Annotated in this window: 13 protein-coding genes; 9 read left to right on the forward strand and 4 right to left on the reverse strand. The window is 35.8% G+C overall.

Annotated elements, in window-relative coordinates:
- Position 1 precedes the first annotated feature (1 nt).
- A complete protein-coding gene (fabF, locus tag X928_RS01720; protein WP_103078198.1) occupies positions 2-1,234 on the reverse strand; it encodes a beta-ketoacyl-ACP synthase II in 1,233 nt (410 codons plus the stop codon).
- Between the two features lie 60 nt (positions 1,235-1,294).
- Positions 1,295-1,936, reverse strand: a complete 642-nt coding sequence (locus tag X928_RS01725; RefSeq protein WP_103077599.1) for a TetR/AcrR family transcriptional regulator — start codon at positions 1,934-1,936, stop codon at positions 1,295-1,297.
- A 263-nt stretch (positions 1,937-2,199) separates the two neighbouring features.
- On the opposite strand from X928_RS01725, the gene X928_RS01730 reads away from it, so the two are divergent.
- From X928_RS01730 to X928_RS01765, 9 genes are read left to right on the forward strand one after another with little or no spacing between them, the layout of a single operon-like run.
- Positions 2,200-3,354: a tetratricopeptide repeat protein gene (locus tag X928_RS01730; protein ID WP_103078199.1), complete on the forward strand. Its 1,155-nt coding sequence runs from the start codon at positions 2,200-2,202 to the stop codon at positions 3,352-3,354.
- A 31-nt stretch (positions 3,355-3,385) separates the two neighbouring features.
- Positions 3,386-4,153, forward strand: a complete 768-nt coding sequence (gene mazG, locus X928_RS01735; RefSeq protein WP_103065562.1) for a nucleoside triphosphate pyrophosphohydrolase — start codon at positions 3,386-3,388, stop codon at positions 4,151-4,153.
- 7 nt (positions 4,154-4,160) lie between these two features.
- Entirely contained in the window at positions 4,161-5,243 is a 1,083-nt protein-coding gene (locus tag X928_RS01740; RefSeq protein WP_103065536.1) for a DUF933 domain-containing protein, read from the forward strand.
- A 16-nt stretch (positions 5,244-5,259) separates the two neighbouring features.
- Positions 5,260-6,246: a UDP-glucose 4-epimerase GalE gene (galE, locus tag X928_RS01745; RefSeq protein WP_103065537.1), complete on the forward strand. Its 987-nt coding sequence runs from the start codon at positions 5,260-5,262 to the stop codon at positions 6,244-6,246.
- A 3-nt stretch (positions 6,247-6,249) separates the two neighbouring features.
- Positions 6,250-6,771: an adenine phosphoribosyltransferase gene (locus X928_RS01750; protein WP_103065538.1), complete on the forward strand. Its 522-nt coding sequence runs from the start codon at positions 6,250-6,252 to the stop codon at positions 6,769-6,771.
- A gap of 34 nt (positions 6,772-6,805) precedes the next feature.
- Complete coding sequence (locus X928_RS01755) at positions 6,806-8,179, forward strand: glucose-6-phosphate isomerase (protein WP_103065539.1); 1,374 nt, start codon at positions 6,806-6,808, stop codon at positions 8,177-8,179.
- Positions 8,180-8,181: 2 nt separating this feature from the next.
- Positions 8,182-8,763 carry a dephospho-CoA kinase gene (coaE, locus tag X928_RS01760; RefSeq protein WP_103065540.1) on the forward strand — a complete coding sequence of 194 codons (582 nt, stop codon included), beginning with the start codon at positions 8,182-8,184 and terminating at the stop codon, positions 8,761-8,763.
- A 13-nt stretch (positions 8,764-8,776) separates the two neighbouring features.
- The gene (locus X928_RS10320; protein ID WP_281255711.1) at positions 8,777-8,911 is read left to right on the forward strand and encodes a hypothetical protein; all 135 of its coding nucleotides are present in this window, start codon (positions 8,777-8,779) and stop codon (positions 8,909-8,911) included.
- Entirely contained in the window at positions 8,886-10,067 is a 1,182-nt protein-coding gene (locus tag X928_RS01765; protein ID WP_169926263.1) for an extracellular solute-binding protein, read from the forward strand. The genes X928_RS10320 and X928_RS01765 overlap by 26 nt, the downstream gene beginning before the upstream one ends.
- A gap of 68 nt (positions 10,068-10,135) precedes the next feature.
- On the opposite strand, the gene X928_RS01770 is transcribed toward X928_RS01765, so the two are convergent.
- Together X928_RS01770 and X928_RS01775 are read right to left on the reverse strand one after the other, a co-directional pair.
- A complete protein-coding gene (locus X928_RS01770; RefSeq protein WP_103078201.1) occupies positions 10,136-12,646 on the reverse strand; it encodes a tetratricopeptide repeat protein in 2,511 nt (836 codons plus the stop codon).
- A 244-nt stretch (positions 12,647-12,890) separates the two neighbouring features.
- Positions 12,891-14,129: a type ISP restriction/modification enzyme gene (locus tag X928_RS01775; RefSeq protein WP_342749737.1), complete on the reverse strand. Its 1,239-nt coding sequence runs from the start codon at positions 14,127-14,129 to the stop codon at positions 12,891-12,893.
- Between the last annotated feature and the right edge of the window lie 68 nt (positions 14,130-14,197).

A 14,197-nucleotide genomic window follows, 5' to 3' on the forward strand; every position in this document is an offset into this window, starting at 1 on the left:
TTTATGATTTAACAAAAATTAAAGACGCATTGTGTCCTCCAAACCCAAAGGAGTTCTTTAAAATTACGTCCACTTTAGCGTCTTGAGTCTCTCTTGGGATATTAAGTGTTTTCATCTCTTCATCGGGCTCTTCTAAATTTGGCATTCCATGAACAAAATGATTATGGCTTTCTATAACTGAAGCTATTAATTCAATTGCACCAGCAGCTCCCAAAGTATGTCCTATTAAAGTTTTAGTTGATTGTAAATACGGCTTATCGGCAAATTCGCCGAATATTTTTTTAATAGCTTTTACTTCTGAATTATCACCAACAGGAGTACTAGTGGCATGACAATTTATAAGATCCACCTTCGAAGGATCTAATTCAGCCATTTTTAAGGCGTTCTTTATTGCCCTTGCAGCACCTTCACCTTCTGGATCAGATTGACTAATATGGTAAGCATCACCTGTCATTCCATATCCTGCTATATATCCATAAATCTTTGCTCCTCTTGCCTTTGCATGTTCTTCTGATTCTAAAACTAATATACCAGCTCCTTCTCCCATAACAAACCCATCTCTATCTTTGTCAAAAGGTCTTGATGCTTTTTGAGGTTCATCATTTCTTTGAGAAAGAGCCATCATATTAGCAAAAGCCGCTATTGGCATAGGATCAATAACCGCCTCGGAACCTCCAGTTATGGCCACATCAACTTCTCCATTCCTTACCAACATCACAGAACTTATTATTGAATGGACAGCTGAAGCACAAGCGCTAACCGTAGTAAAATTTGGTCCCTTTAATTTATGCTTTATAGAAACAACTCCACTTGCCATATCGGCAATCATCATTGGTATTAAAAAAGGGCTAACATACTTCGGACCTTTTTCGTTCATGACTCCAAACTCATGATACAACGTTTTAAAACCACCTATCCCCGAACCTATTATTACTGCAGCATTTTCTCTCCAATCTTCATCTTGAGACAACCCGGCATCTTCAATAGCCTCATCTGAGGCAGCAATAGCTAATTGCAAAAACCTATCATAACGTTTGGCTGTTTTTCTATCCAGATACTCTTGAGGGTCAAAATCTTTTATTTCAGCAGCTATTTTAACTTTATGATCCGAGGGATCAAACTGAGTTATTTTATCTATGCCGCTTCTCATTTCTTTTAATCCTTCTAAAAATTCTTGTGTGTTTTTTGCTATAGGGTTTATTGTTCCCATTCCAGTTATTACGACTTTGTGCATCCACATACCTCCTGACTGTTATTTTATGAATTTGTAAAAGTTCTCTTGATAGATGCGTGATTATGATAAAGAAGCCAACATCTTTTTTGTTACTTCTATGTAATACTCATATATTTGTAGAGGTTTTAACCCCGTCCATTTTTCATACAATGTCTCTCGAAGGCTTACTTGCTGAACCATTCCTGTTATCTCACTCCACAAAACCATTGCGATCTTTAAAGGTTCTAATCGTTTGTCTATTGAACCATCTTTTATTCCTTCTTCAACGGAGCTAACTAATAATTTAAAAATCTCTTCACTCTTTTCATATGCCTTCTTCACATGGGGATCTTTATCATCGAAATGAACTTCCAAGGTTTCATAATTCAATATCAATTTATAATAATCAACATATTCAAGGCTGAATGATACGTATGTTTCCCCCATTGATACAACCTTTTCAAAACCGTTTTTACAAGAGGAAAATTTTTCAATAATAGACCTGAGCAAAGTAGATAATGCTCTTTCAACAGAAGTAAAATATAGATCTTTTTTGCTTGAAAAGTACAAATACAACGTTCCCTTTGCAAGATCAGCTCTTTTTGCAATTTCCGTCATTGTAGCTTTCTCGTAACCTTTTTCCACAAAAATCTTTTCTGCTACATTCATTATTAAATTCATCTTTTCCTCTTTATTTTTCTTCTCCAAACTATTTCGCCTCATATTTTTGCCCTCTAATAAAATAAAAATGACCAAAGGTCATCGCTTTCATAAGATTATACCACAACCAAAAATGTATTTCAAGTTTTTTTGTTCTTCTTCAAAAAGATTGAAAGATATTATGATATTATTTCAAAGATATCGAATTATGATTTACTTCGTTAGCTTTCTTAGAAAACAGCTTTATGGTATAATTACACTACAAGAATATCTTGATGAAAATTTCAAAAACCTTTAAAACTATTTGACATCCTAGGAGGAGCGTTTTGAGACAAAAATTAGTTGTGTTGTCATTTTTTATTATTTTTACGTTATCGAACTTCGCAACAGTTTTTGATGATTTTGTTTACTACGTAGATCTTCAAACAATGTATGAATCAGATGACCCATATTTAAAGACACTTGGAGGTTTGTTGAAGCGATGGGAAACGGGTTTACCAATGTACGTAGATAATTTACAACTTTCAGATCTTACGTTGTTTCCTGATGATGAGACAACCTTAAAGATATTAAAAGACTTGGACCCTTATGTTTACCTTGAACCCACCGAATTGTTTGAAGAAGCCTTAGAAGAATACCCCAATTCAATAATAATAAATTCTATGTATCTTTTTTTCAATTTCCAATATTGGCAAAATTCTTTGGACCCATCTGTAGTGGAAGAAATCTTTGAATATTCTGAAAAAATCGAAAAGCTTGTGGGAGAAAAAACTCCTTTTACTGTTTATTGTGAAGCACAAATCTTATCAAAATCTAAAATATATAATGACCCTCAAAAAGCTTATAATGATTTAAAAGAAATCTATCTGACTTACAATTACGATAAAAAAATAATTGAATCTTTGGTTGAAATAAGTTTTCAAACAAATAACTACGAAATTATACAAGACCTTTATAATACTTATATGAATTTAAAAGGGAAGAATTCTCAAACCTTACTGTACTTTTCAAAAATTTTTTATAACATGGGAGAAACAGAAAAATCAAAGGAAATAGCCCTTTCTTTAGTTCCTGTTTCAAAAGATTCATCGATTCTTTCTGAAACATACGAATTTTTAGGTGACATAGAAAACAATTACGAAAAAAGGATAGAATATTATCAAAAAGCTTTATCTCTCGACAAGGAAAACGGAAGAATAATGTCTAAATTGGGGTTAACTTACTACAATTGGGATAAAAAAGAGTATGCTCAGTTGGCAAGATACTTTCTCAACGGTGCTGAAAGTCGCAATTATATAACCGAAGAAACTGAAAAAGCTTTAAAAGAACTGAGATCGAGAGTTGTACTTGAAATTTTCCTTAAATATTTATTACCTTTGCTGTTAGGAGTAGCTTTTGCTTTATGGTTACTCTATTATTTGGATAAAAAAAGGAAGATCAAAGAACACAATCGAATCTTTAAAGAACAAAATAACAAATAGGGGAGCTAATACGTACAATACGGGAGGAATTATTTTGGAGTTAGGTGAAAAATTTGAAGAGCTTATGAAAGTGATGAAAAGACTAAGGGGACCAAAAGGTTGCGATTGGGACAAAGTCCAAACACATGAGAGTTTGAAACCTTATATAATTGAAGAAGCATATGAATTGGTTGATTCTATTGACGAAAAAGATATTAAAAAAATAAAAGAAGAGTTAGGAGATATATTACTCCAAGTTGTTTTCCATTCCACTATTGCTGAGGAAAACAATGAGTTTTTTACCATTGAAGTGATAGATGAACTGATCAATAAGTTAGTGAGAAGACATCCCCATGTTTTTGGAGATGAAAAAGGATATTCTTATGCCAGGTGGGAGGAAATAAAGGCAAAAGAGAATGGAGAGAAGAACTTTAGCAGAATCGGGAGACTCAACAAAGCCTTACCTGCACTCTCTTTAGCAAGAAGGATTCAAGAAAATGCTGCTGCGGTAGGGTTTGACTGGGTAGAAGTGAAAGACGTGCTCGATAAAGTAAAAGAAGAAGTGGACGAACTTAACGAAGCTAAAACCCAACCAGAGGTAGAAGAAGAGTTTGGGGATTTATTATTTGCACTTGTTAACTTGGCTCGTTTTTTAAAGATAGACCCAGAAGTTTCTTTAAGAAAGGCGAATGAGAAGTTTATAGAACGGTTCAACCAAATGGAAAAAGCAATTGAAAAAGATGGAAAAGAATTTGAAGCTTTAAATTTAGAAGAGTTAGATAAATATTGGGAATTAGTAAAAAAAGAAGAAAAGAGGTGAGAATTAGGTGGAAATAGGCATATTCGGCCTTCCGTTAACAGGTAAAACTACTATTTTTTCCCTTTTAACTGATTATAAAATAGAGGATAGTTATAAAAGAGAGGCTATAAAAAGAACGGCAATTATCAAAGATGAAAGAGTTAATTCTCTTGCTCGTTTATACAATCCTAAAAAGGTTATCTTCGCTAGCTTAGATTTTATAGATATACCAAGTTATGACCACAAGGGGGATCCGAAAGAAAAAACGAGAATTTTTCAGATGATACAAAATGTTGATGCTTTGCTTTTGGTCATAAGATCTTTTAAAAATCCCTCTGTTCCTTGGCCAGAAAATGCTGATAATCCAATAAAACAATTAGAAATATTGAAAACGGAACTAATTTTTAGAGATTTAGAAATTGTAGAAAATCGATTAGAAAGGCTTGAAACCCAAAAGAAAAAGACAAAATTCTCAGTGACGGAAGAAAATGAAGAAAAAATTTTGTTGAAAATAAAAGAAGTTTTAGAGGATGAGGTTTTCGTTTCCAAAATGGACTTGAGCGAGGAAGATAAAAAATTAGTTGGTTCTTTAGCTTTATTCACTTTAAAACCCATTATCGTATGTGTCAACGTCGACGATGACCAATTTTCAAAAAATAGCTATGAATATAAGGAACCGGTAGTCGAAGAATGTAAAAAGCAAAATTTTGCGTATATTGAAATAGACGGAAAAATAGAAGTAGAAATAAACGAGCTTGAGAATGAAGAAGAAAAAAGACTATTCTTAGAAGATTTATCAATTAAAGAACCTGGTGTTGAAAGATTAGCAAAAATTGTGTATAATCATGTTGGATTGATTTCTTTTTTCACTGTCGGGAAAGACGAGGTAAGAGCTTGGACGGTAAAAAAAGGCAGTACAATGAAGGAAGCCGCTGGAAAAATACATTCTGATTTCGAAAAGAATTTCATTCGTGCAGAGGTTATGAAATATGAGGACTTAATTAAATACGGAAGCGAAGAAAAAGTGAAAGAACAGGGACTTTGGAGATTAGCTGGAAAAGATGAAATATTGGAAGATGGAGAAATATTAAACATTAGAGCTAACGCTTGATTTGAGGGGTGACCTAATGATACTTGTCACAGGAGGAGCTGGGTACATAGGTTCTCATTTGGTGAAAAGGCTGCAAGATCAAAATAAAGAAGTAGTAGTTTTTGATAACTTTGAAAAAGGCCATAGGTGGGCTGTTAAAGACGTACAAGTCGTTGAAGGAGATCTTAGAAACGAAAAAGACATTGATTACGTATTTGAAAATTACAAAATAGATGAGGTATATCATTTTGCAGCTTTTTCACTGGTTGGTGAATCTATGACAGAACCTAATAAATATTTTAAAAACAATATATGTGGAACATTGAACCTTTTAAAAAGCATGCAAAAACATAAATGTAGGTACATAGTTTTTTCTTCTACCGCAGCTGTTTATGGAGAACCAGAAAAAGTCCCCATCACTGAAGATCAACCTAAGAACCCTACGAACATCTATGGTCAATCAAAATTAATGGTTGAAGAGATTCTCAATTGGTATTCCAAACTTGATATTATAAGATATGTAGCTTTAAGATATTTCAATGCCGCTGGGGCGTATTATGATGGCAGTATAGGCGAAGCTCACGAGCCAGAAACTCACTTGATCCCATTAGTCCTGGAAACAGCTTTAGGAAAAAGAGACAAGTTGTACGTTTATGGAGATGATTATCCAACCAAGGACGGCACACCCGTTAGAGACTATATTCACGTGATGGATTTGATAGAAGCCCATATTTTAGCTATGAAATGGATGAAGGAAAATGAAAAATCTGACGTTTTTAATTTAGGTAACGGTCAAGGATTTACCGTTTTAGAGGTTATTAAAACAGCTGAAAAAGTAACTTCAAAAAAGATAAATTACGAAGTAGTAGAAAGAAGGTCTGGTGATCCTGCTGTTTTAATAGCTTCCTCAAAGAAAGCCGAACAAGTTTTAAACTGGCACCCTCAACATAAGGAATTAGAAAAGATAATATCTGACGCATGGAATTGGCACAAAAATAAGAATAGAAAGGTATTAGGAGGATAACTCATGGAGATAGTAGACCTAAAAAAATGGATAAGAGATATACCAGATTTTCCGGAAAAAGGCGTTATATTCAGAGATATCACCCCACTTTTGAAAAATCCAGAAGTTTTTAAGTATTCAGTCGAAAAAATCGCTGAATTGATAAAAGAGTGGGATTTTGATTGTATCGTATCCCCCGAGTCGAGGGGGTTTATATTTGCCACACCTTTAGCTTACATCATGAATAAAGAATTCGTTCCCATAAGAAAACCAGGAAAGCTACCTTACAAAACTTATTCGATCTCTTATGAACTAGAATATGGTCAAACATCTCTGGAAATGCATATTGACGCGATAGATAAAGGCGAAAAGGTGATAGTCGTTGATGATGTGTTAGCCACTGGAGGTACTACAAAAGCGATAAAGGAATTAATAGACAGAGCCGGAGGGAAAACCGTTGGTGTTGTCTGTCTTGCTGAACTAACCTACCTAAACCCAAGGGAAAATCTAAAAGATTTAGAAATTGCCAGTTTGATACGATATTGAAAGTATAATTTAAACGCAAGAAGGGGGAAAAAAGATGAATGGAATAAAATTTGATTTTTCAAATGTTTTCCATCCCAATATTGAAAATGGCTTAACTGAAGAAGAAATAAACGACCAAGCCAACAGAGTTCAAGATATTGTGGAAACGATAAAACAAAACAATCCTGGCTTTTTGAATCTACCTTTCACAAGGGTTTACATAGATAGAGTTTTGGATTTAAAAACGTGGATACAAAGTTTTGAAAGTGTAGTAGTTTTAGGCATAGGTGGTTCTGCATTAGGAAATCAAGCGCTGCAAACAGCCCTTAATCCATTGCATTATAACGCTTTGTCTAAAGAAATAAGAAAAACTCCTAAAATTTTCATCCTGGATAATGTTGACCCCGATTTTATAGCATCAGTTTTGGACCAAATCGATCCAAAGACTACTCTGTTCAATGTTATATCAAAATCCGGTACAACAGCAGAAGCCATGGCAAATTATCTAGTTGCAAGAGGAATAATCGAAGGATACGGATTAGATCCAAAAAAACACTTTCTATTCACCACCGATCCTGAAAAAGGTATATTAAAGAAGCTAGCTGAAGAGGAGGGAATAAAAACTTTAGATATACCTCCTTCAATTGGCGGTAGGTTTAGTGTTTTAACCCCTGTTGGCTTATTATCAGCTTTGGCAAGTGGAATAGATATAATTGATTTATACAACGGTGCCAAAGAAATGCACAAAAGGGTTACCAATCCAAATATTTGGGAAAATCCTGCGGCTTTTAACGCCTTAGTGCATTATCTATATTACCAGAAAGGTTACAATATTTCTGTAATGATGTCCTACTCAAACAAATTGTATCTACTAGCTGATTGGTACAGACAATTATGGGCAGAAAGTCTGGGGAAAAAATACAATTTAAAAGGTGAAATCGTGAACGTTGGGCAAACTCCAATAAAAGCATTAGGAACAACAGACCAACATTCCCAAGTTCAACTATACAACGAAGGGCCTTACGATAAAGTAATCACTTTCATACAACTAGAAAATTTCGAACGAAACATAAAAATCCCTAACATACACTGTGATCTTCCCGAGTTATCTTATCTGGGAGGTAAAAATCTTTCAGCCCTTTTGAATACAGAACTAGCTGGTACGGAATACGCTTTGACAGAAAACAATAGACCAAATCTAAAAGTTATTTTTCCTCAGATCAATCCCTTCAATGTGGGACAATTCATATTCGCATATGAATTTCAAACAGCAGTAATGGGAAATCTATTAGAGATAAACCCTTATGACCAACCGGGCGTCGAATTAGGTAAAAAGGTTACTTATGCTTTGATGGGAAGAAAAGGTTACGAAGATTTCAGCATTGAGGTAGAAAACAAACTTAAAAACAAAAAACAGGTGACGATGTAAAAATGGTAATAGGAATTACAGGCCCTGCAGGATCTGGAAAAAGCACTGTATCAAAGATAATAAAAAATATATACGGAGATAAGGCATCCATAATCGATGTGGATAGGTTAGGACACGAGGTCTTAACCTATTTTTTTATTAAAGAGAAATTAAAAGAAAATTTTGGAGAAGAAATATTCGATGATGATAACAATATTTCTAGATCAAAACTTGGCGAAATAGTTTTTTCAGACAAAGAAAAGTTAGAATTATTGAATAAGATAGTCCATCCAGAAATTCTTAAAAAAACTGAACAAATACTGAAAGAAATTTCAAATAAAAATGATATAATAATTGTAGATGCAGCTTTGCTTTTCAAAATAGGATTGGACAAATTATGCGATAAAATTATCTACGTAGATGCCCCAGAAGAATTACGTATTGAAAGACTGTCAGAAAATCGCGGTATCCCCTTGGAGAAAGCAAGAAACATCGTTAAATCCCAAGAATACATAAACTCTGAGCGTTGTGATTTTAAAATATCGAATATTGGTAATTTTGACCAATTGTACAAAGAAACAGAAAAAATTATCCAAAACTTATGAGGAGGTGTTCGGAATGAAGAAAGTTGTTTCTATTCTTTTTACGGTTTTACTTGTTTCTTTTGCTTTTTCTCAAGTTGAAATTGAGTTTTGGCACGCTATGGGGGGGACAACTGGGAGAGACGTTGAATTCCTTAGTCGACACTTTTAATAGAGAAAACCCAGATGTCCATGTCTCAGCCATATATGTGGGAAACTACAGTGCCTTAAACCAAAAGTTACTTTCTACGATCACCGCTTACTCCCAAGGAAGTACTACAGACCTCCCAACTTTATCTCAAGCTTATGGAAACTGGACCGCAATGTACCTTTTTTCTGATGTAGTGCAACCACTTAACGGATATATTGAAAAGGATCCTGAGTTTAAAGAAGCTTGGGATAATCAGATATTCCCTGTTCTAAAGGATTTAGTTACATGGGGAGACACAGTATATGGAATCCCATTCAACAAATCTGTTTACGTTTATTATTATAACCCGGATCTCTTTGACCTATTTGGAGTTAATCCCCCCAAAACCATGGATGAATTATTTGAAGTAAGTGAACTTTTAACAATGGATTTGGATATGGATGGAGAAATGGATCAATACGGATTAGGTGCAAGAAACTTTATCGATGATTTTCAAATATTTTTATATGCACATAACGCAACATTTTTAGAATACGTCGGCGATGGCAAATACAAGATTGTTTTACCCGAAGAGAAAACAAAAGAGGTTTTGAGTTACATAAAGAACCTGAAAGATTCCGGATACGCTTTGTTCCAAAACGCCTATTTGGATCCCCAGTTCGGCTCTGGAGAAATAGCTGCATACATGGGAACGGTGGCAGGTTTAACTTATGCTGAACAATCCTCCAGAGGAAAACACGGTGTTGCTTGGGCTCCATTACCTTCCGTAGATGGTGTTCCTCACTCTCCTATAGCTGGAACAGATTTGATAATGTTTAACTGGGTAGGTCAAGATCAAAAAGACGCAGCATGGAGATTCATGAAATTTTTGATGGATCCCGTTAATGTTGCTTACTGGTCTATAAATACGGGATATGTTCCAATAAGAAGAGATGTTGAAGAGGTTCCACAGTGGCAAACCTATACGGCAACAGATGATAAGCCAACTATTGCACTAAAAGAATTAGAAACTGCTATCCCAGATCCAAAGCCAGCCGCATGGAACGATATAAGAAACGATATCAGCACAGTATTTGCTAACTTCCTAAACGATATGGCGACTGTAGATGAAACATACGATGCCATCGTGAATACTTTAGAAAAAGGATTAAAGGAGACAGGTGAATACGCTGAATAATGAGTAATAACCATCAAAACCCCAGGTAGGATCAACACCTGGGGTTTTACTATTGTTATTCACCTCAGTTATTTCGATTCCAAGTATTTCGCCAAGTATTTTACTTCTATCTCCTTCATTATTTCTCCCATTACCACGGGAGATAGAACAGGCTCATAGGGAGGAGGGGAACGCAATTCTACTTCAATATCTCTTGCCCGAATGTGTTCTATGCTTGGTGAAACAAGGATAATGATTAAAAATACAATAAGAAATGCATAAAGAGACCAGTTTATTTGAAGAGAAGGAAACCAGCCAGGAATAAATGGGTGAAGCAGCAACAATGCAAAAATAAGCAGTAAAAGAATGAAAAATCCGATCCTCTTAAGCCAGCGATGTAAAGGGGAATTTAACCACCAGCGCCACCAGGGTGGCTTAATTCGATAGTTCCAGATATTGCCGAGCAATTCACGAGCGGGTGCCTCTATTGGGGTTTTTGATTTTAACTTGACACACCCTTCAAGTTTTTCTTTTGCTGTAAAAATGTCATTGCTTTTAAGGTAGAAGTGCCCTAAAAAATACAGGACATACGCCCTCATCTCTTTTTCCTGTTTTTGGTTTTTCGACAACGTTTCATTCATCTTTTCCAGGTTTCTTATGATTGTGGCTACTTCTTCTTGATACTTTTTATCTTTTGAATCCAAGGAGAATTCTGCCTTAAGATAGTTAGCGTATATATCCCAGAGGAAATGTATTGGATTACCTATATCCAAATACATTGCCTTTTTAAAGGATTCACTTGCAGCATCATAGTCTTTTTTTTCGATTTTGATTCTGCCTTGTAAACTCAATGCAGGAACAAGATCCCGATCTATATTGAGAGCGTTTTTAACATTTTCAGAAGCCTCTTTGAGATTTCCAAGTTTAAAGGATAATTCTCCCAAGAGGGTGTATGCCAAGGCAAACTGTGGATTCATCTCAATGGCTTTATTAAAAGCCTTTAACGCTTCTTCATGTCTCCCAAGCTTAACAAGCGCAACACCTTTGGCGTACCAGGCTTCAGTAAACTGTATATTTATCTCAATGGCTTTCTCGGAGGCCTTTAACGCCTCTTCTTGTCTTCCAAGCTTACCAAGTTCACCACCTTTGTTGACCCAGGCTTTGACAAACTGTGGAGCTATCTCGATGGCTTTTTCGTAAGCCTTTAACGCCTCTTCATGTTTCTCAAGCTCACCAAGTGCAACACCTTTGGCAAACCAAACTTCTGCAAACTGTGGATTTATCTCGATAGCTTTCTCATAAGCCTTTAGCGCATCTTCGTGTTTCTCAAGCTCACCAAGTGCAACACCTTTGGCAAACCAAGCCTCGGCAAACTGTGGATTTATCTCGATAGCTTTCTCGTAAGCCTTTAGCGCATCTTCATGTTTCTCAAGCTTGCTAAGTGCAACACCTTTGTTGAAACAGGCTTCGACAAACTGTGGATTTATCTCGATGGCTTTCTCGTAAGCCTTTAGTGCTTCTTCATGTTTCTCAAGCTTGCTAAGTGCAACACCTTTGTAGAACAAGGCTTCGGCATACTGTGGATTTATCTCGATGGCTTTCTCGTAAGCCTTTAGCGCATCTTCATGTCTCTCTAGCTCGCCGAGATCAACTCCTTTGTTAACCCAGGCTTCGACATAATATGGATTTATCTCGATGGCTTTATCAAAAGCCTTTATTGCCTCTTCATGTCTCTCAAGTTTGCCAAGTGCAACACCTTTGTAGAACCAGACTTCGGCATACTGTAGATTCATCTCGATGGCTTTCTCGTGAGCTTTTAGTGCTTTTTCATGTTTCCCAACCTTGCCAAGTTCAAAACCTTTGCCGAACCAAGCTTTGGCATACTGTGGATTTATCTCGAGAACTTTCTCGTAAGCTTCTGTCGCCTCTTCATGTCTCTCTAGCTCGCTAAGCACAACACCTTTGGCGAACCAGGTTTTGTCATCTTGTGGATTTATCTCGATGGCTTTATCAAAAGCCTTTATTGCCTCTTCATGCCTCCCCAGCTCACCGAGTGCAACACCCTTGGCGAACCAGGCTTTGACATACTGTTGATTTATCTCAATGGCTTTATCGAAAGCTTTTAGCGCTTCTTCATGCCTCTCAAGCTCGCTAAGTGCAACACCTTTGGCGAACCAGGCTTTGGCATACTGTGGATTTCTCTCGATTGCTTGCTCGTAAGCCTTTAGTGCATCTTTATGTCGCCCAAGCTCACCAAGTTCAAAACCTTTGCCGAAACAAGCTTCGGCATACTGTGGATTTACCTCAATGGCTTTCTCGTAAGCCTTTAGCGCTTCCTCATGCCTCCCAAGGTCACCAAGTTCAAAACCTTTGCCGAACCAGGCTTCGGCATACTGTGGATTTATCTCAATGGCTTTCTCGTAAGCTTTTAGCGCTTCCTCATGCCTCTCAAGCTCGCTAAGTGCAACGCCTTTATTGACCCAGGCTTCGACATACTGTGAATTTATCTCAATGGATTTCTCAAAAGCCTTTAACGCCTCTTCATACCTCCCAAGCTCACCGAGTGCAACACCTTCGTTGAACCATTTTTTATCATTCATTTTGTTTTTCTCGGCCCTCCTTTACTTTATGCCAGCTTTTCCACAAGATTGGCCTTTTCTTTTTTTAAGCACAGCTTTGCATATAACGTCCTTCAGATGAAAGAAGTTCATCAGCCGGTGGATTGGGGAAAACTTGAATTTTTCTTTTATCCACAGTTATATGCTTAGAATGATGAATGAATAAGGAGCAAATCGACGAAGTATTCCGCAGGCGGACATTTATTGATTTTCACCTTTATTCCTTTTAAGGAATATTAAATTTGTCAATTTCCTTCATCAACCTGATCGTTTCTCTAATAATTTCAACAATCTGGAGGAATTGCTCTATATCTTTGCTTTCTAATTTTCTATTCTTTCTGCTTTTAAGCCATTTATCTAAAACCTGATAACCGCCAATATAAAAATTCCAGATTTCCCCAGGTACACCATCAAAGTATTGCTCTTTGTTAATCCATACTTTACCATTTTCATACTTTACTTTTTCAACAATATTTGAACCAATTACATCAAACTTTACACTTGTTGGCAATCTCTTTCTCATTAAATGTAATTCAACTAATTCTTTGCCTAATTCAGCTAATTTAGTAAAATCCTCATAATCGTCTACGAATGGAATTCTTGGGAAGTCGTATTGTAAAAATTCTTCATATCTCTTACGATAAGTAGGTGAGTAAAGAATGGCATAGATATAGTAAAAAATATCTTCTGGAGTTAGTTCTTTATTATATTTTTCAGATAGGGTTTTGTAAATATTTGGATCAATATTTGCTTTCTTCTCGAAGTCAGAATAAAGATATAGTGGGAAAAGAAATGCGATTCCCTTATTACTTAATGTTATACGACTCTCGATGATAGTGTTTGTAACATAAGCATGATTAAATATACCCTCAGCAACTTGCCTAACAGTTATCAATCCCAAATTTTCCTTTAGCATGTGTTTCATAACTCTTTTAACAGTTCTCCACACTACCGAATCATGCCAAAAAATCCATTGAACATCAAAAGGGCGATAAAAAACTGGCTTGATATATTTTTTCAAATCAGAATCAGAGATAGGCTGGAGCATATTCCAAGCTTTTCTGATACTCCATCCTTTCTTTTTTCTTATATTGAAGGATGAATGAAGTTCTTCATCTGAATTATCGCTGTGTTTGAAGCGACGCATTCTTTCTTCTAGTTTGCTTTTATCCATATCTATTACAAAATTATCTCTAGCGGTAGTCATCCCGACACCATTTAATGGAAAAATATCCGTAACCTTCCAGAATTTATTATATTCTTCTTCTAATGTGGTATCTTTAGGAACAAAGAAATAGAATGGTGAAATAGGTTTAACTTCTTGCCAATTAACATTATCTATTGTGTGCCTGTCTAACCAATGATATTTATCTTCTCTTAATCCCCAAAGATCGGTATAGTAAATTTTTTTCTCCCTTAAATTTTTATTCTTTATGAATATTCCAATGGCGACTCCTTGTTGTATATCAAAAACGTTTTCATCTTTGCTGCCATCAGGGCATTTTTCTTTCTTCTATGATATTTGATGATACA

It is taken from the genome of Petrotoga miotherma DSM 10691 (genome assembly GCF_002895605.1).
Taxonomy (GTDB): Bacteria; Thermotogota; Thermotogae; order Petrotogales; family Petrotogaceae; genus Petrotoga; species Petrotoga miotherma.